Below are 19,009 nucleotides of genomic sequence, written 5' to 3'. Positions count from 1 at the left end.
ACCCCCAGTCTCACCCCAACCAACTGATTTCCAAAAGAAATCAGTCAGACGAAACGAGGGATTCGCTGTGCTAGAAGCCTATCGCAAACATGTCGAGGAACGCGCCGCCGAGGGCGTCCCCCCGAAACCGCTGGACGAACAGCAAACCGCCGAACTGGTGGAACTGCTGAAGAATCCGCCCGCCGGTGAAGAGGAGTTCATCCAGGACCTGTTCGTCAATCGCGTTCCGCCGGGCGTTGACCAGGCCGCCTACGTCAAGGCCGCCTTCCTGTCCGCCATCGTCAAAGGCGAAGCCAGCTCCCCCCTGATCGACCGCAAGCGCGCCACCGAACTGCTGGGCACCATGCAGGGCGGCTACAACGTGGCCCCGCTGATCGAACTGCTGGACGATGAAGAACTGGCCCCGGTGGCCGCCGAACAGCTCAAGCACACCCTGCTGGTGTTCGATGCCTTCCACGACGTGGAAGACAAAATGAAAGCCGGCAACGCCAAGGCCAGGGAAGTGATCGAATCCTGGGCCGAGGGCGAATGGTTCACCAGCCGCAAGGATCTCTCCGAGAAATTCACCGTGACCGTGTTCAAGGTGTCCGGCGAGACCAACACCGATGATCTGTCCCCGGCCCAGGACGCCTGGAGCCGCCCGGACATCCCGCTGCACGCCAACGCCATGCTGAAAAACGCCCGCGAAGGCATCGTGCCCGAGAAGGACGGCGAGATCGGTCCGCTCAAGCAGATGGACGAGCTCAAGAAGAAAGGCCACCCGGTGGCCTACGTGGGCGACGTGGTGGGCACCGGCTCCAGCCGTAAGTCCGCCACCAACTCGGTGCTCTGGCACTTCGGCGACGACATCCCCTACGTGCCCAACAAGCGCGCCGGCGGCGTCTGCATCGGCGGCAAGATCGCGCCGATTTTCTTCAACACCATGGAAGACTCCGGCGCTCTGCCGTTCGAGTGCGACGTGGAGAAGATGAACACCGGTGACGTGATCGACATCTACCCGTTCGAAGGCCGGGTGGAAAAAGACGGTGAGGTGATCGCCGAGTTCGATCTGCGCTCCCAGGTACTGCTGGACGAAGTACGCGCCGGCGGCCGCATCAACCTGATCATCGGTCGCGGCCTGACCACCAAGGCGCGCACCGCCCTGGGCCTGGCCGAGTCCACCCTGTTCCGCAAGCCGGAACAGCCCGGCGACTCCAACGCCGGCTTCACCCTGGCCCAGAAAATGGTCGGTAAAGCCTGTGGCATGGAAGGCGTGCGTCCGGGCATGTACTGCGAGCCGAAGATGACCACCGTCGGTTCCCAGGACACCACCGGCCCGATGACCCGGGACGAGCTCAAGGACCTGGCCTGCCTGGGCTTCCAGGCCGACCTGGTGATGCAGTCCTTCTGCCACACCGCCGCTTATCCGAAGCCGGTGGACGTGGAAACCCAGCACACCCTGCCCGACTTCATCATGAACCGGGGCGGCGTGTCCCTGCGCCCGGGTGACGGCATCATCCACTCCTGGCTGAACCGCATGCTGCTGCCCGACACCGTCGGCACCGGCGGCGACTCCCACACCCGCTTCCCGATGGGCATCTCCTTCCCGGCGGGCTCCGGTCTGGTGGCCTTCGCCGCCGCCACCGGCGTGATGCCGCTGGACATGCCGGAATCCGTGCTGGTGCGCTTCAAGGGCAAACGCCAGCCGGGCATCACCCTGCGTGACCTGGTCCATGCGATTCCGCTGCAGGCAATCAAGGAAGGCCATCTGACCGTGGCCAAGGCCGGCAAGAAGAACGTGTTCTCCGGTCGCATCCTGGAAATCGAGGGCCTGGAAGACCTCACCGCCGAGCAGGCGTTCGAGCTCTCCGACGCCTCCGCCGAGCGTTCCGCCGCCGGTTGCACCATCACCCTGTCCGAGGACAGCGTGGCGGAGTACCTGAAGTCCAACATCACCCTGCTCAAGTGGATGATCGCCAACGGCTACGGCGACGCCCGCACCCTGGAGCGTCGTATCCAGGGCATGGAAGAGTGGCTGGCCAACCCGAGCCTGATGCGCGCCGACGCGGACGCGGAGTACCACACCGTGATCGAGATCGACATGGATCAGATCAAGGAACCGGTACTGTGCTGCCCGAACGACCCGGACGATGCCAAGACCCTGTCCGACGTGGCCGGCGCCAAGATCGACGAAGTGTTCATCGGCTCCTGCATGACCAACATCGGTCACTTCCGCGCCGCCGGCAAGCTGCTGGAGAAAGTGGACGGCCTGACCACGCGCCTGTGGATCGCGCCGCCCACCAAGATGGACCAGCACCAGCTCACCGAAGAGGGCTACTACAACATCTACGGCCGCGCCGGCGCGCGCACCGAGATGCCCGGCTGCTCCCTGTGCATGGGTAACCAGGCACGGATCGCGCCCAAGTCCACGGCGGTGTCCACCTCCACCCGGAACTTCCCCAACCGTCTCGGCCAGGGCGCCGATGTGTACCTGGCGAGCGCGGAACTGGCGGCGGTGGCGGCGGTGCTCGGCAAACTGCCGACCACCGAGGAGTACATGCAGTACGCCGAAACCATCGATTCCATGGCCGGCGAGATCTACCGCTACATGAACTTCGACCGCATGGATGAGTACCAGGAAGTGGCGGACAAGGTGAAGATCCCGGTGGCGCAAGCCAGCTAAGGATCGTCCCTGCTCCACCCCGAAAAGCCCGGCCCCGCGCCGGGCTTTTTTTGTCCTTGGTTTTTACATCCCCCCTGTAAAGAACCATTGAATCAGGCTGAAGCCCCCCGCTCTGGTATGCACAATGCGCCGTGATGCCCGCCGCGACCCGGCGGCCCTACGCCGAGCACGCCGTGGCAGTCCCTCAACTCGGAAACGGAATCTCGCGGAGAGGAGCACAGCATGAGTAACGAGGATCTCTACCCCACCCGCAGGGAGGAAGACCGCAAACGCTTCGCACGCCTGGACCCGGTGGTACACGCCCGCAACCAGGAACGTTGGGCCGGCCCGCTGGGCGAGGAATCCCTGTCACGCTACGAGCGCGACGGCTTTCTGTGGTTTGAAGGTTTTTTCTCCCAGGAACGGATGCGTCCGTTCTTCGACGAACTGAACGACATGGCCAAGGACACCGAACTCACCCGATCCGATCAGGTCATCACCGATCCGGATTCCGGTGACATCCGTTCCGTGTTCGCCATGCACGAAATCTCCAAACGCTTTGACGAACTGACCCGCGACCCCAGGATTCTGGGCATGGTCCGACAGTTGCTGGGCGGCGACGTGTATATTCATCAGTCGCGCATCAACGACAAGTTCGGTTTCCAGGGCCGCGGTTTTGAATGGCATTCGGATTTTGAAACCTGGCACTCGGAAGACGGCATGCCGCGCATGCGCGCGGTGAGCGCATCGATCATGCTCACCGACAACAATGAATTCAACGGTCCGCTGATGTTGATTCCCGGCTCTCATCATTACTTCGTGCCGTGCCACGGCAAGACGCCGGAGAACAACTGGAAGGATTCGCTGAAGAGTCAGCGGGTCGGTGTGCCCAGCCAGGAAAATCTGCGCGACCTGGTCAGCCAGGGCGGCATCCAGGCGCCCAAGGGCCCGCCCGGTTCGCTGTTGCTGTTCGAGTGCAATACCCTGCACGCGTCCAACAAAAATCTGTCGCCCTGGCCCCGCTCCAATCTGTTTTTTGTTTACAACAGCGTGGACAACGGCCTGGAGCAACCCTACGGCGACACCGAGGCGCGCCCCCACTTCCTGGCGAATCGGGACAAAGTGGAAGCGCTTTCCATGCACGATAATCTGGATCCGCTGTAAGCGTTTTTTCCAGTTTTTTTGTAAAAAACGTTTCGTGACCGGGCCTCAGTGAGGCCCGGTTCACATTTCCCCGTCTGCCCGCCCAGCTTTTACAAACCCTGACAAACCATTCGCCGATCCCGGGTGTTTATTAAACAGGACAGGCCGCCAATCCGGCGACCCTGCCAGCACTGCGGGACAGCGGCATGAAAAATTCGGATCGAATCGGCTTCACCGTGTTCATCGTGGCGATCGTGTTCATCGCGTTCGTGGCCGGTGCCTTCGTGGTACTGACACGCACCTTTCCCTATCCGCTGTTCAACGACGCCCACAAAGCCGCCGGTGCCCTGATCCAGCAAACCACCCTGTCCGACCTGTATACGCAATCCGATCTGTGGCGCGACGCGCGCCGGGACGACCGGGGTGTCACCGTGCACGATGCCCGGCGCGCCTACCCGGGCCTCACGCTCTACACCTCCGGCGACGGCAGCTATGCCAGCCTGGTGGACATGGACGGCCGGGAAGTGCATCGCTGGCAGTTGCCCTATAGCCAGGTCTGGGATCAAAGCCCGGTGGGCCGGGCGCCGCGTCCCGACGATCGCATCTACTGGCGCAAGGCGCGCCTGTTGCCCAACGGGGATCTGGTGGCGATCTTTATCGCCAACAACGACACCCCCTGGGGCTACGGCATGGTCAAACTGGACGCCGACTCCAAGGTGATCTGGCGCTACCACGCCAGCACCCACCACGACCTGGACATCACCCCGGACGGCGACGTGGTAACGCTCACCCACGAGTTCACCGACCAGCCGGTGCCGGCGTTCGCCAAGCTCGAGACGCCCTGGCTGGACGACTTCCTGGTGGTGCTGGACGGCGACACCGGCGAGGAACGCAGCAAGGTGTCCCTGGCCCGCGCGTTCATGGACTCGCCCTACGCCGACCTGTTCTACGCGGTGCCCAGCTTCGCCACCGCCGACCCGCTGCACACCAACAGCGTGCAGTTCCTGACCCCGGCCCTGGCCGAGCGGTTCGCCCCGGCTCAGGGACAGGCCGGCCAGGTGCTGCTGTCGTTCCGGCATCCCGGCGCGGTGGCCCTGGTGGACCCGGACAGCGGCGCCATGAACTGGGCCATCAAGGGCCCCTGGCTGGGTCAGCACTATCCGCGCATCAACCGGGCCGGCCATTTCACGCTGTTCGATAACCTCGGCAACTTCGAGGAGAACAATCGCACCCGCATTCTCGAAGTGGACCCGGCCAACGAACAAATCGTGGCGCGCTATACCGGCGACGCCGCCCATCCCTTCGACAGCGGCCTGCGCGGCGCGGTGGAAGAGCTGCCCAACGGCAACTGGCTGATCACCGAGTCCGACGGCGGCCGCCTGTTGGAGGTGGCCGACGGCGAGATCGTCTGGGAGTTCGTCAATCCGGTGCGCGCCGGCGACCGGGACCAGTACATCCCGGTGGTGTCCGCCGCCCAGCGGGTGGCGCCGGAAGACCTGGACCCGGCGTTTCGTTCGCAACTGCGAGTGCAGGCACAACCGCAAGCAACGTCTCGGAAACAACCCCCTTCAGAGCAACGTTAGGAGATCACCATGAGTATTCATACTTCCCGGGCAACCCGAATCGCCGCCCTGGCCCTGCCGGCCCTGCTGCTGCCCGGCCTGGCCTGTGCCTACGTGGGCCCCGGCGCCGGGCTCAGCCTGCTCACCGCCCTATGGGGCATTGTCGCCGCCATCGGCGTGGCGCTGCTGTTCGTGATCATGTGGCCGATCCGGCGCCTGCGCCGGCGTCGCAAGGCCGCCGCCGACGAATCCGCCGCCCGGGTGGCCGAGCCGCCGGTGGATGAAACCCCCAGCGGCCACACCGACGAATCGCCGCGCCCCGGCGACGACGACCGCCGCGTTTAATCGCCGCGCAGCAAAAAAACCGGAGGACGCCCCCATGGCGCTGTTCGATCTGCCCGCCCCGCTGTTCGCCGCCGTCGACGCCGGCCTGGCCACCCTGCTGCCCGCGGTGGCGCGGTTGGCGGTGTGGGCGGCGCTGGCCGGCGTCGGCACCTTGTTTCTTTATAAATGGCTGTCTCCCCAGGGCCGTATCGGCGACGCCAAGCGCGCCGCCCGGGAGGCCCGCCAGGCCCTCAACGGGTTCGACGGCGAGTTCGGCGAGGCCGGCCCCCTGATCCGCGACCAGTTCGTCACCGCCTTCCGGCATCTCGGCCTGGTGGTGATCCCCACACTGATTTCGATTCTGCCGCTGCTGGCCCTGCTCACCTGGATCGAGGGCCATTACGCCCATCGCCTGCCCGCCGCCGGTCAGACGCCGGCGCTGGAGGCGGCGCCGGCGCCCTACCGGGCGGACTGGAGCAGCGAGGGCGACACACCGGTGATCCGCATCGGCGACGGCGAGCGTCAGGTGGCCGAGGTGGCCGTCACCGCGCCGATTCCGGTGGTCGAGCAGCGCCACTGGTGGAACTGGCTGATCGGCAACCCGCTGGGTTATCTGCCGGACAACGGCGGCGTGGAACGGGTCACCCTGGCCCTGCCACAACCGGAGTACCTGCCGTTCGGCCCGGGCTGGCTGCGCCACTGGCTGGCGGTGTTCTTCCCGATCATGTTGATCGTTTCCCTGCTGACTTACCGATGGGCGAAAATCGAATGAGCACTTCATCGCGACCCGATACCGCCAACGACACCGACACCGACACCAAGCCGGATCCGGATTTCCAGGTCACCCCCTGGATGCACCGGGCCGGCGGCTGGGTGCATCGCCATCCGCGCGCCTGGATCCGCCTGGGCAATCTGGAAACCCGCGCCGTGGGCGACGTCATCGACGGCCTGACCGTGGACCGGCCGCTTTATGTGGCCGGGCTGGCGCGCTCCGGCACCACCATCCTGCTGGAGCATCTGGCCGGCCACCCGGACGTGACCTCCCACCGCTACGCGGACTTTCCGTTCCTGCCGATCCCCTACTGGTGGAATCGCTGGCTGTCGCTGGTCCCCGGCGCCCACGAGGAGGCCCGCGAGCGCGCTCACAAGGACGGCATTCAGGTGACCTCGAAAAGCCCGGAAGCGTTCGAGGAGATGCTGTGGATGGCGTTTTTCCCGAACGCCCACGACCCCGCCCACAGCTCGGTGCTGGGCCGCGACGACCGGCATCCGGAGTTCGAAGCGTTCTACGATCAACACATCCGCAAGCTGCTGGCGATCCGGGAGCGTCGCCGCTACCTGGCCAAGGGCAATTACAACCTGGCGCGGCTGGGCTACCTGCACCGGCTGTACCCGCACGCCCGTTTTCTGGTGATGATCCGCGACCCGGTTTGGCACATCGCTTCACTGATGAAGCAACAGGCTCTGTTCGTGGCCGGCGAAACCGCCGAGCCCCGGGCCCTGGAACATATGCGACGGGTGGGCCACTACGAATTCGGCCTCGACCGGCGCGCCATCAATATGGGCGACGACGCGGAAGCCGCCCGCGTCACCGCGCTCTGGGAAAGCGGCCGGGAAGTGGAAGGCTGGGCCCGTTACTGGGCGGCGGTCTACCGGCACGTGGCCGATACCCTGGAGGCGGATCCGGCGCTGCGCGCGGCCGCCCTGGTGGTGCGCTATGAGGATCTGTGCGGCCACGCCGACGCCACCCTGGCCCGGGTGTTCCGGCACGCCGACCTGTCCCTGTCGGACCCGGAACGGGCGCGCCTCGCCGAAGGTCTGCACGCGCCCACCTATTACCAGCCCCGTTTCGATGAACGGGAGCGGGCCCTGATCGAGGAGATCACCGCGCCGGTGGCGCGGCGCTTCGGCTATACGGGAGCGTGATGATCCGGGCGTGACGCGGGCGCGTCACGCCCGGCTGCCGGGGAACGGCGGGAACCGGCGTTCTTCCTTCGGCGGCGGGAAATACTGGAACAGCCAGGTCTCGCTGATCACCTTGCCCCGGGCACTGAGGGTCAACCGCATGTTCACCGGGTCCGTGGCGTCGCTGTCCGGGTACCAGTCGAACAGAATACGGAAGCCCTCCAGGTCCTTCACCCAGAGTACATGCAGGTCCTTCACCTGGCCGGCGGAGGTGTCCAGCTGGGTGTCCACATCGATGTCGCCGTCGTAGAGGGCCTTCAGCTCGCCGCCGACGAAGTCCACGGCGATGCGCTCCGCCCAGACGTCCGGGTAATGTTCCCCCGGCGCCCAGCCTTCGGGAAAGCCACCCATGCCACTCAGGGTGGCGCGCACCCGCGCCAGATCGGTGTGCACCGGCGCTCGGGCACCCCAATGCAACCGATAACCGAAATTCAGGGCCTCGCCGCCCTGGATGGCTTTCTCCGGTTTCCAGAACGCCACCACGTTGTCCATGGTTTCGCCGGTGGTGGGCAGTTCCAGCAACTGGATTTCGCCGGCGCCCCACTGGCCCTTGGGCTCCACCCAGAGGCTGGGGCGGTCGTGGTAGCGGCCGATCACGTCTTCATAGTCGTCGAAGTCCCGGTGGGTCTGCAGCATGCCGAAACCCTTGGGATCCTGGTCGCCGAAGGTATTGAACTGAATGCGCGGCGGATTGTTGAGCGGCCGGCACACCCACTCGCCGTTGCCGCGCCACAGCGCCAGCCGGTCGGAATCGTGCACCCGGGGATGCAGGGTGCGGCATTGGCGGCGCTGATGACCGCCGCAGCTGAACATACTGGTCATCGGCGCGATGCCCAGCTGGGCGATGGCCTGGCGGGGGAACAGATGGCTGTCGATGTCCATCACCACCCCGTCATCCGCGCAATCGATCACGAACCGGTAGGCGCCGGCCAGCTTCGGCGAATCCAGCAGCGCGAAGGCGGTGAAGCGGGTGGCGCCGGGGGCCGGGGTCTCGAACCAGAAATGGGTGAAGTCCGGGAACTCCTCCTGCTCGCCCTCGGCGAAGGTGTTGACGGTGGCGCCCCGCGCCGACAGGCCGTATTGATAGGAGCCGTCCACCGCGCGGAAATAGCTGGCGCCAAGGAACGAGATAATGTCCTTCTGGTCCAGGGACGGCGCCTTGAACACCCTAAAGCCGGCGAACCCCAGATCACTGCCCAGTTGGGACACGTCCACGTCGGCGCGGGCGTAGTCGAACAATTCCGGGCGGAAGTGAATCTCCCGGGCCTGGCCGCTGTCCGCGTCCACCGAGTACATGCGCACCGGCTGGTCGAAGGCCATGCCGGCATGGATGAACTGCACATTGAGCCGGTCGCTTTGCCCGCGCCACAGCGCATGGGCCGGGTCGTAACCGATCTCGTTGTACTGGTGCGGGGTAAGCGCCGCCAGGGTTTCCGGCAGGCGGCGCGCGCCGTCCCGGTAGGGCTCCGCGGCGAGCCGGCGGGCGCGCTCGCGCAGGCCCTCGAAACTGAAAGGCCGGGCTTCGCCGTCGGCGATGCGATCATTGGCGCGGGCGGCGGCGAACAGCGGGGCGGACGGCAAACCGTACCAGGCCGCCAGCGCCACCGCGCTTTTCAACAGGGTTCTACGCTTCATCAAGACTCGGTCCTTGTGCGGATACCGGACGGTTCGACAACCCTACTCCAGGCTGGTACCGAGCGGTGGTAAAAGCTTGAATAATCGGACCGTGCCTGCCGGTGCCCGTTCCGGCGCCGGTTCACAAAACAAAACCTTGGAAATCGTCCGGGAATATTGGCGCACGCCGCCGCCGGGTGTATGTTCAAAGCCGGATCGGTCTGCAAGGGACACGTCATGATCAAACGTATTTTCCTCGCCCTGGTGCTGCTGGCCGTGGTGGTGGCGGTGGCCTTCACGGTCTACGCCTGGCATTCGGAATTGCCCGCCATGGCGGCGTCGGATCGACCGGACTTCGACGCCGCCACCATCGAGCAGGGCCGGGTGCTGGCCGCCGCCGGCTACTGCGCCACCTGCCACACCGCCGAGGGCGGCGAGCCCTACGCGGGCAACTATCCGGTGGTCAGTGATTTCGGCACCATCTATGCCTCGAACATTACCCCGGACCCGGACACCGGCATCGGCACCTGGTCTCCGGAAGCGTTCCGGCGCGCCATGCACGAAGGCGTGGATCGGCAGGGCCGACATTTGTTTCCCGCCTTTCCCTATGACCATTTCACCAAACTGTCGGACCAGGACGTGGACGCGCTCTACGCCTACCTGATGAGCGAGGTGACCCCGGTCAACGAGCCAACCCGCGAGTCCACCCTGCCCTTCCCGCTGGATCTGCGCTTCCTGCAGGCGGGCTGGAAACTGCTGTTCGTGGATTTCGGCCGCTACCAGCCGGACCCGGAGCGCGACGACGCCTGGAACCGGGGCGCCTACCTGGCCGAGGGCATCAGCCATTGCGGCGCCTGCCATACGCCGCGCAATGCTCTGGGCGCGGAAGACAACGGTCGGCGCTATCAGGGCGCGGTGATCGACACCTGGACGGCACCGGCGCTGACCAGCCGTAACCCCTCGGCGATGCGCTGGACCGCCGCCAATCTGACCCGGTACCTGAAGACCGGCGCGGACGCCTACCATGGCATCGCCGCCGGTCCCATGGGGCCGGTGGTGCACGCCGGCATCGCCGAGCTGCCGGACCGGGACCTGCAAGCGCTGGGCGTGTATTTCGCCAGCGTCGCCGGTGATGGCGACAGCGGGCCCCTGCCGGATCCGGACTCTTCGCCGGTGCAGGCGAGCGTGGCCGCCGGCAAGCCGGACCCGGCCTGGCGTCTCGACGATGGCGAACGCCTGTACGCCACCGCCTGCGCCGCCTGCCACTACAACGACAGCGCCGACAATCTTAAGGCGACCCGACCGGAGCTGGGTATCAATTCCGCCACCCGCCTGGACGACCCGGCCAACCTGATTCACGTGATACTGGACGGCGTACCGACCGGAGAAGGCAGCCACGGCGTGGTGATGCCGGCCTTCCGCTCGGCCCTGGACGACCAGCAGATCGCCGCCATCGCCGCCTACCTGCGCGCCAGCCGCACCGACCTGCCGGCGTGGCCGGATCTGCCCGCCCGGGTCGGTGAGCTGCGCGCCCACGCCGGCACGCATTGACGAGGAAGCCCCCATGATCGAGTGCACCATCAATGGAGAAAAAGTCCGCCTGGACGCGGACCCGGACATGCCGCTGCTGTGGGCGCTGCGCGACCTGGCCGGCCTCACCGGCACCAAATTCGGCTGCGGCATCGGCCTGTGCGGCGCCTGCACCGTCCACGTGGGCGGGCACGCCACGCGCAGCTGCATCACCCCGCTGAAGGACGTGGCCGGCGCCGAGATCACCACCATCGAGGGCCTGGACGCCGACGGCGGCCACCCGCTGCAACAGGCCTGGCGGGAACTGCAGGTGCCCCAGTGTGGCTACTGCCAGTCCGGCCAGATCATGCAGGCCGCCGCCCTGCTCAAGGACATGCCGAACCCCACCGACGAGGACATCGACGCGGTGATGACCGGCAATCTTTGCCGCTGCATGACCTACCCGCGCATCCGTGGCGCCATTCGTGATGCCGCCGCCGCCATCAAGGAGGGCAGCGCCCATGGCTGATCCACGCCGCTTACCCGACGATGTTCCGGCGACGCCGCGCCTGACCCGGCGCGGCTTCCTGGTGTCCATGTGCGCCGCCGGCGCGGTGTTCGGTTTTCCCCGTGCCGGTCTGGCGGCCATGAATCCGGAAGCCGCCGACGGCCAGCCCCTGGAGGCCGCCGGGCAACGCTTCGAACCGACGATCTGGTACTGGATCGATACCGAAGGCCGGGTCAATGTGAATGTGATCCGCGCCGAGATGGGCCAGCATGTGGGCACCGCCATCGCCCGCATCCTGGCCGACGAGCTGGGCGCCCGCTGGGAGGACGTGCACATCGAGCATGTGGACAGCGATCCCAAGTGGGGCACCATGGTCACCGGCGGCAGCTGGTCGGTATGGCAAAGCTGGCCGGTGTACCGCCGCGCCGGCGCCGCCGGCCGCCTGGCCCTGGCCGAGAAAGCCGCCGCCCGGTGGGGCATCAAGGCGGACGCGGTGACCGTGGCCGACGGCCGGGTCAGTGCCGGCGGCCGCAGCATGAGTTTCGGCGAACTGGTCAAACAGGGGCTGGACCGACAGTTCAACGAGGACGAACTCAAGGACCTGCCGCTCAAGCCCCACGATCAACTGACCCTGCTGGGCCGGGACCTGAAGGCCCTGGACATCGACACCAAGACCAACGGCCAGGCGATCTACGGCATCGACGCCAAGGTGGAAGGCATGGTGCACGCCGTGCCGATCCTGCCGCCCACCCGCTACGACTGCACCATCACCAACATCGACGACAGCGCCGCCAAGGGCATCAAGGGGTACCGGCAGACCCTGAAACTGGACGACCCTTCCGGCACCGCGCCGGGCTGGGCCATGGTGATCGCCGACAGCCACTGGGCGGCGCAGCAGGCCGCCGCACGCATCCAGGTGTCCTACCAGACCGGCGACGCCACCCGGGTGAATGAGGCGGAAATCCAGGCGGAGAACCGCCGGCTGGCGGACGATCCGGGCGCCGGCTCGGTGCTCGACACCGGCAATCCCGACCAGGTGGACGCGGCGTTCGAAGGCGCCGCCGACACCTTCCAGGCCGACTACACCACCCAGACGGTGCTGCATTTCCAGCTGGAGCCGGTCAACGCTCTGGTGTTCCGCAACGACGACGGCGTCTGGGAAGTACACACCGGTAATCAATGGCAGTCCCTGTGTCTGCCCTGGCTGCAAAAGGCGCTGGGCGTGAACGAGGACCAGGTGGTGATGCGCACCTACCTGCTGGGCGGTGGCTTCGGCCGCCGTCTCAACGGCGACTATGCGATTCCCGCCGCCCTGGCCTCCAAGGCCCTGGATGGCCGGCCGGTAAAGATGATCCTGACCCGCGCCGACGACAGCCATTTCGACAGCGTGCGCCCGCCCACCCTGTCGCGCCTGCGCATGGCCTTCGACGGCGACAAGAAAGTGGTGGGCATGGACAGCGCGGTGGTGTCCGGCTGGCCCACCAAGGTGATGATGCCCGCCTTCATGCCCAAGGGCGTCAACGGCGAGCCCTATGATCCGTTTTCCTCGGACGGCATCGACCACTGGTACGGGGTCGGCGCGCAACGGGCCCGGGCGATCTCCAACGAACTGGCGGAGCGCACCTTCCGCCCGGGCTGGCTGCGTTCCGTGTCGCCGGGCTGGACCAACTTCGCGGTGGAGAGCTTTATGGACGAGGCGGCCCGCCATATCGGCCAGGACCCGTTGCGTTTCCGCCTGGACCATTTCAAGGCGGAGGGCCGCAACGCCGGCCAGGCCCCCAACTCCGTGGGCGGCGCCCGCCGTCAGGCGGCGGTGCTGAAGCGGGTGGCGGCGCTGTCCGGCTATGGCCGCGACGACCTGCCCGCCGACAGCGCCATCGGCATCGCCACCACCTATGGCCAGTCGCGCAGCATGCCCACCTGGGTGGGCGGCGCGGTGCATCTGAGCGTGGACCGGAACAGCGGCCGGGTGACGGTGCACAAAATCTGGCTGGTGGTGGACTGCGGCACCGTGGTGGACCCCAACGGCGCCCACGCCCAGGTGGAAGGCAGCGCGCTCTGGGGCCTGTCCATGGCGCTCTACGAGGGCACCGAGTTCAAGAACGGGCGGGTGGCGGCCACCAACCTGGACCGTTACGCGCCGCTGCGCATGATCGACACGCCGGACATCGAGATCGAACTGGTGGAGAGCACCGAGGTGCCGGTGGGGCTCGGCGAGCCGGGCACCACCGTGGTGGCGCCGGCCATCGCCAACGCCCTGCACGCGGCGGTGGGCGTGCGTCTGCGCCATCTGCCGATCACCCCGGCGGCGGTGCGGGAGGCACTGCAACGCGCGGAGGGCTGAGCACGCCTGCGCATTAAGGCGTATGATGCCGGGTCGATTCCGAACCCACCGGGAGCCCTTCTTGGCCGAAAGCAGTATCTCCCCGGACCGTCCCGAGCACGACGGTCTGCCGGCCCGGCAACGCCGCCTGGCCATGCTCGCCATCGCCACCAGCATCGGCATGTCGGTGATGGACAGCAACATCGTCAACGTGGCCCTGCCCACCATCGCCGACAGCCTGGACGTGAGCCGCTCCCAGGTGGTGTGGGTGGTCAACGCCTACCTGCTGGCGGTGGCCACCACCCTGCTGCCGCTGTCGTCCCTGGGCGACATCGTCGGCTACCGGCGCATCTACCGTTTGGGCCTGGGCCTGTTCGTGGTCGCCTCCCTGGTCTGCACCCTGGCGGATTCTCTGGTCACCCTGGCGGTGGCCCGGTTTTTCCAGGGCCTGGGGGCCGCCGGCGTGATGAGCGTCAACGCCGCCCTGGTGCGCTTTATTTATCCGGCCCGCTCCCTGGGCCGGGGCATCGGCCTCACCGCCATGGTGGTGGCGCTGTCCTCCGGGCTCGGCCCCACCGTGGCCGCCGGCATTCTGTCGATCGCGGACTGGCCCTGGCTGTTCGCCTTCAACGTGCCGCTGGGCCTGCTGGCCCTGTACCTGGCGTCGCGCAATCTGCCGCGCACGCCCACCGATCCGCGCCGCTTCGACTGGCCCAGCGCCCTGCTCAATGCCCTCGCCATCGGCCTGCTGGTCAGCGCCGTGGACGGCCTCGCCCACGGCCTGTCGCCGCTGCCGGCGATGGCGGCCCTGGCCGCCGCCCTGCTGGTGGGTACCGCCCTGGTGCGCCGCCAACTGAATCAGCCGTCGCCCATGCTGCCGGTGGATCTGCTGCGCATCCGCCCGTTCGCCCTGGCCATCGGCACCTCGTTCTGTTCATTCACCAGCCAGATGGCGGCCTTTATCGCCCTGCCCTTCTATCTGCACGATGTGCTCGGCTACAGCGCCGTGCAGACCGGCCTGCTGATGACCCCCTGGCCGGCGGCGATCATGGTCACCGCCCCCATCGCCGGCCGGCTCGCCGACCGCTATCCCATCGGCGTGCTGTGCTCCCTGGGGCTGGCATTGAAGGTGGTGGGGCTGGTGCTGCTGGCGGTGCTCTCCAACCAGGCGCCGCTGGGCGTGATTCTCGCCTGCATGGCGCTGTGCGGCTTCGGCTTCGGCTTTTTCCAGGCCCCCAACAACCGCGCCATCATCGGCTCGGCGCCCCGCCAGCGCAGCGGCGGCGCCGGCGGCATGCAGGGCACCACGCGCCTGCTCGGGCAGACCCTGGGGGCCGCGCTCACCGCGCTGATGTTCGGCCTGATGGACGACGCCATCACCCCTGCCTTGCTGATGGCGGCGGCCTTTTCCCTGGCGGCGGCGCTGATCAGTCTGCTGCGGATCGGCTCGACGCCGAAGGTTTGAGAGTGTCTTCGCTCATCCCCAGGCCGCCGTCGGCCAGCAGCCGCCACAGCCGGCCGGCGGCCTGGGACAGGGGGCGCGACCGCAGCCGGTAGGCGCAGGTCTGGGCGGTGGCGCCCACCTGCAACGGCAGCGGCACCAGCCAGCCCGCCGCCACCTCTTCGCGGATCAGCGCGTCCGGCGCCAGCGTCAGGGCATGGCCGGCGCGGCACAACCCCACGCAGGCGCTCAGCGTCGGCATCAGGAATTCGGCGCCGTGGCGCGCCTGCAGCAGTCGATGGAACCAGGGCGCCGCCTGCCGGCCGTAATCCGGCGACACCCGCGGCATGGCCCAGGGCCGGCCGGCCACGAATTCCAGCGCCGCCGCTTCCGAGTCCAGCGCTGCCCGCGCCTCGCCGCGCAGCCAGTCCGCCGGCGCCACCATCTTCAGCGGCAGATTCAGCAGCGGCTCCACCACCGCGTCGTCCAGGTCGGGCAGATCACCCCGGCGGCGCACGTCGTAGAGCAGAAAATCATAGCGGTAGCCGTACAGCCCTTCGCGCAGCGCCTCGAAATGGTCGGTGTGCACGTCCAGATGCAGCTTCAGGCCGGCCCGCTCCATGGCACGGGCCAGCTCCCGCGCCAGCAAATCCGGTACGAACGGCCCGCATCCCAGGCGCACCTGGCCCTCCCGGCCTTGCTGAAAGCGCTCCACCATCTGATCCAGACCGGCGCTTTCGCGCAGCACCCGCGACGCCTGCCGGTACAGGGCGGTGGCGAATTCGGTGGGGCGCAGGGAGCGGGTATCCCGCTGAAACAGCGGCGCACCCAGCTGCTCCTCCAGTTTCTGCAGGGCGCGGCTCAGGGCCGGCTGGGTCACCCCCAGAGCCCGCGCCGCCGCCGACAGGCTGCGGTATTCGTACACCGCGCGAAACTGAACCAATTGCTGCAATTGCCACATGCGTCCTTCCCCGGGCCTGGTCGCGGTGCCACGCACCTTAGCACCCTTCGAACCGGCGTGAAGGGCATGGATATATAAACCCCAGTCATGGGTTATCTGGCCATACTCCCGTCCATCGTTCCAAAAAACAACGCTCAGAAAAACAACGATGGCACCGAAACAGGTAACCCCATGACGTCTTTCACGCGACGCACCGTGCTCAAACAACTGGCGCTGGGCACCGCCGCCCTGGGCACCGCCCCGGCCCTGCGCGCCGCCGCCGGCGGCGCCGGCAAGCGGCCCAATGTGCTGCTGCTGGTGTCCGATCAGGAGCGCGGCTGGCCGGACCTGCCCGGCGCCCTGGACCTGCCCGCCCATGAAAAACTGCTGGCCCGCGGCGTCGGCTTCACCCAGTACCACGCCAACACCTCGCCGTGTTCGCCGTCCCGTTCGGTGATGTACACCGGCCAGCACACCATGCACACCGGCATGACCGCCAACCTGCACGCGCCGCCGTTTCCGACCCTGAACCCGGACCTGCCGACCCTGGGCCACGTGTTCCAGGCGCTCGGCTATCACACCGCCTACAAGGGCAAGTGGCACCTGTCCGACATCGACGACGGCCCGGGCCTGATGTACGGCAGTTATCCGAGCCAGCGCCACGCCCTGGAGCCCCACGGCTTCCACGACTACAACCTCACCGGCGACGTGCACGGCTCGGTGTGGCAGGGCTATCTGGCGGACCGCATGGTGTCCGGCGAGGCCGGCCAGTGGCTGATGCGCGACAGTCGCAAGCTGGACAAGCCCTGGCTGCTGGCGGTGAACTTCGTCAATCCCCACGACATCATGTTCTTCTCCACCAGCGAGGCCCAGGACCGCTCCCGGGCCAATCCCATGTTCATGGCGCCGCTGCGGCCGGCGCCCAACGACCCGCTCTACGACCGGGACTGGACCCACCTGCCCCTGCCCGCCTCCTTCCACCGGGAGACGCTGGCCGGCAAGCCCTGGTGCCACCATTCCTATGCCGATGTGATCGACACCATCTATGGCCGCATCGACAAGGGCGACGAGGCCGCCTGGCTGGCCAACCAGAGCTACTACTACAACTGTCTGCGCGACGTGTCCCGGCAGGTGGACCGGGTGCTCTGGGCACTGGAAAAAAGCGGCCAGATGGACAACACCATCATCGTCTATACCGCCGACCACGGTGAGATGGCCGGCGCCCACGGTCTGCGCCAGAAGGGGCCGATGGTCTACAAGGAAAACAGCCGCATTCCGCTGATCATCCGTCATCCGGACGTGCGCGGCGGCCGCACCGTTGAGAACCTGGGCTCCACCCTGGACCTGCTGCCCACCCTGGTGGGCCTGGCCACCGAGGGCCAGGGCAAGACCGACACCCCCGGCGTGGACCTGAGCCCGGTGCTTAACGGCGGCCACACCCGCCGCGACGAACGGGGCCTGCTGTTCGCCTACGGCGTGCTGCTCTACACCGACCCGGAGGCCACCCGCCGGCTGGTCACCGAGGGCGACGAGATCACCCCGGTGAAGCTGATGGGCGACTTTCTCAAGCAGCTGCGTCTGGGGCCGGAGCTGGGGAACCGGGGCCTGCACCGGGGCGTGTTCGACGGGCGCTACAAGTTCGCCCGCTATTTCAGTCCGGACAGCCACCACACGCCCAAGGACTGGGAGACCCTGGACGCCCACAACGACCTGGAGCTGTACGACACCTGGCAGGACCCGCACGAGCTCAACAATCTGGCGGCCCTGCCGGAGCCGGACCGGGAGCTGATCCTGGCGATGAATGAGAAAACCAATCGGCTGGTGGCCGAGGAAGTGGGCGAGGACAAGGGCGCCGAGTTCATCGGGCCGACCTTTATGTACACGCTCTAAAACGCCTTATCCGCTGATTCCATATTCGCCCTTGGGGGGCGTGCCCCGGGCCGCGAGGTCCGGGGCTTTTTATTGGTTCATCGCGCTTTGACGGCAAATCGATGCGGGAGATCTCTATCCGGGACGCGGAGCTGTGTGGGGGCCTTCCGGGAACGCCGTGAACCCGTCCCTGGGGGCTCCCTGTCAAAACGTCCTGTTTGACAGGGTCCCGGAAGGCCCCCACACAGCTCCGCTTCTAGGTAGCGGAACCGTTCCGGGTTCCAACAACGATGAACCAGGGTGGGTGGTGGTGGCGGCTCCGTAGAGCCCGCGGCGCGGAGGCTCACTGCTCAGCGGCTCAGGGCGTCGCGCCCTGAGTCGCGCCCCGGCTGGAGCGAGACGTCCCGTTAAACTGCGATGAACCTTTTTCATGTGGGCCGGAGTGGCCATGAGGGACCCTATGCGAACACTGCTACGGAGCGCGGCGCTCGCCGTGTTGTTGCTGCCCCTGCTCGGCCAGGCGGTGGAAAGGGCCGGCCTGCTGGATCTGGAGCGCCAGCTCTGGCAAATCCGCACCAACTTCCATATGTACGGCCTGATGGACGGCGACCACGCCTACCAGGCCACCCTGGAAGAAAAGGTGGCGGCGGTGAACGACACCCTGGCCGCTTGGCACGGGGAGGGCGAGACACCGGCCTGGCTGGCCGACGTGCGCGGCCTGTGGGACGGGTTCGACGCCGACCCCGAGCGTGAGCCGGCCCGCTTCGACCGGGTGCCGGTGGCCATGGCGGAACGGCTGGCGGCGGTGGACGACGCCACCGACAGCGGCTTCGACGACGTGCACGCGCTGCTGGCGCACCTGCAGGCGGTCACCGCCGCCTACACCGCCATCGTGGCGGTCAACGCCGGCCTGCCCGGCGAGGCGGAGTCCGAGGACGCCTTTCGCGCCGAGCTGGCCGCCTTCGACCAGCGTCTCGATCAGGTGCAGGCGCGCCACAAGGGCGAGGCGGCCCTGGCGGCGGCACTGAAGGAAACCCGGGTGAAGTGGCAGTTCGTGCGCGGCTCGCTGGTCAAGTTCGGCGCCGACGCGGTGCCGTTCCTGGTGTACCGCTACAGCAACCGGATCGGCGCCGAGCTGGAAGGGGCCATCGCCCCGGCCGGCTAACGGCG

14 protein-coding genes are annotated in these 19,009 nt (G+C 67.3%); 12 read left to right on the top strand and 2 right to left on the bottom strand.

Annotated features, from left to right (window positions below):
• The first annotated feature begins 67 nt into the window (after positions 1 to 67).
• From acnB to ACLD0W_RS17090, 6 genes are all read left to right on the top strand, one after another.
• On the top strand, positions 68 to 2,662 hold the full coding sequence (gene acnB, locus ACLD0W_RS17115) for a bifunctional aconitate hydratase 2/2-methylisocitrate dehydratase (RefSeq protein WP_410308667.1): 2,595 nt from the start codon (positions 68 to 70) through the stop codon (positions 2,660 to 2,662).
• Positions 2,663 to 2,884: 222 nt separating this feature from the next.
• Positions 2,885 to 3,805 carry an ectoine hydroxylase gene (thpD, locus tag ACLD0W_RS17110; RefSeq protein ID WP_410308666.1) on the top strand — a complete coding sequence of 307 codons (921 nt, stop codon included), beginning with the start codon at positions 2,885 to 2,887 and terminating at the stop codon, positions 3,803 to 3,805.
• 185 nt (positions 3,806 to 3,990) lie between these two features.
• On the top strand, positions 3,991 to 5,367 hold the full coding sequence (locus ACLD0W_RS17105) for an arylsulfotransferase family protein (protein WP_410308665.1): 1,377 nt from the start codon (positions 3,991 to 3,993) through the stop codon (positions 5,365 to 5,367).
• A 9-nt stretch (positions 5,368 to 5,376) separates the two neighbouring features.
• Positions 5,377 to 5,691, top strand: coding sequence for a hypothetical protein (locus tag ACLD0W_RS17100; RefSeq protein WP_410308664.1), 315 nt, complete (start codon positions 5,377 to 5,379; stop codon positions 5,689 to 5,691).
• Positions 5,692 to 5,725: 34 nt separating this feature from the next.
• Positions 5,726 to 6,442 (top strand): hypothetical protein, encoded by a 717-nt coding sequence (locus ACLD0W_RS17095; protein WP_410308663.1) that lies wholly within the window; start codon positions 5,726 to 5,728, stop codon positions 6,440 to 6,442.
• Positions 6,439 to 7,596 (top strand): sulfotransferase family protein, encoded by a 1,158-nt coding sequence (locus ACLD0W_RS17090; protein ID WP_410308662.1) that lies wholly within the window; start codon positions 6,439 to 6,441, stop codon positions 7,594 to 7,596. The genes ACLD0W_RS17095 and ACLD0W_RS17090 overlap by 4 nt, the downstream gene beginning before the upstream one ends.
• A gap of 24 nt (positions 7,597 to 7,620) precedes the next feature.
• Here the strand turns inward: ACLD0W_RS17090 and ACLD0W_RS17085 are convergent, their stop codons facing one another.
• Positions 7,621 to 9,270, bottom strand: coding sequence for a glucan biosynthesis protein (locus ACLD0W_RS17085; RefSeq protein ID WP_410308661.1), 1,650 nt, complete (start codon positions 9,268 to 9,270; stop codon positions 7,621 to 7,623).
• 216 nt (positions 9,271 to 9,486) lie between these two features.
• On the opposite strand from ACLD0W_RS17085, the gene ACLD0W_RS17080 reads away from it, so the two are divergent.
• The 4 genes from ACLD0W_RS17080 to ACLD0W_RS17065 all read left to right on the top strand — a co-directional run bounded on the left by ACLD0W_RS17080 (position 9,487) and on the right by ACLD0W_RS17065 (position 15,054).
• A complete protein-coding gene (locus ACLD0W_RS17080; RefSeq protein ID WP_410308660.1) occupies positions 9,487 to 10,800 on the top strand; it encodes a cytochrome c in 1,314 nt (437 codons plus the stop codon).
• A gap of 13 nt (positions 10,801 to 10,813) precedes the next feature.
• A complete protein-coding gene (locus tag ACLD0W_RS17075) occupies positions 10,814 to 11,287 on the top strand; it encodes a (2Fe-2S)-binding protein (protein WP_410308659.1) in 474 nt (157 codons plus the stop codon).
• The gene (locus tag ACLD0W_RS17070; RefSeq protein ID WP_410308658.1) at positions 11,280 to 13,610 is read left to right on the top strand and encodes a molybdopterin cofactor-binding domain-containing protein; all 2,331 of its coding nucleotides are present in this window, start codon (positions 11,280 to 11,282) and stop codon (positions 13,608 to 13,610) included. Before ACLD0W_RS17075 ends, ACLD0W_RS17070 begins: the two co-directional genes overlap by 8 nt.
• A 61-nt stretch (positions 13,611 to 13,671) precedes the next feature.
• Positions 13,672 to 15,054: an MFS transporter gene (locus tag ACLD0W_RS17065; RefSeq protein WP_410308657.1), complete on the top strand. Its 1,383-nt coding sequence runs from the start codon at positions 13,672 to 13,674 to the stop codon at positions 15,052 to 15,054.
• On the opposite strand, the gene ACLD0W_RS17060 is transcribed toward ACLD0W_RS17065, so the two are convergent.
• Entirely contained in the window at positions 15,017 to 15,991 is a 975-nt protein-coding gene (locus ACLD0W_RS17060) for a LysR family transcriptional regulator (RefSeq protein ID WP_410308656.1), read from the bottom strand. The two genes, ACLD0W_RS17065 and ACLD0W_RS17060, sit on opposite strands and share 38 nt — an antisense overlap.
• 171 nt (positions 15,992 to 16,162) lie before the next feature.
• Between ACLD0W_RS17060 and ACLD0W_RS17055 the strand changes: the two genes are divergently transcribed.
• Entirely contained in the window at positions 16,163 to 17,860 is a 1,698-nt protein-coding gene (locus ACLD0W_RS17055; protein ID WP_410308655.1) for a sulfatase-like hydrolase/transferase, read from the top strand.
• 439 nt (positions 17,861 to 18,299) lie between these two features.
• Entirely contained in the window at positions 18,300 to 19,004 is a 705-nt protein-coding gene (locus ACLD0W_RS17050; protein ID WP_410308654.1) for a hypothetical protein, read from the top strand.
• The last annotated feature ends 5 nt before the right edge of the window (positions 19,005 to 19,009 follow it).

Source organism: Alloalcanivorax sp. C16-1, from assembly GCF_046507805.1.
In the GTDB taxonomy this organism is placed as follows: domain Bacteria; phylum Pseudomonadota; class Gammaproteobacteria; order Pseudomonadales; family Alcanivoracaceae; genus Alloalcanivorax.
The sequence above is the reverse complement of the archived record's forward strand: the minus strand, read 5'-3'. Positions and strand labels throughout refer to the sequence as shown.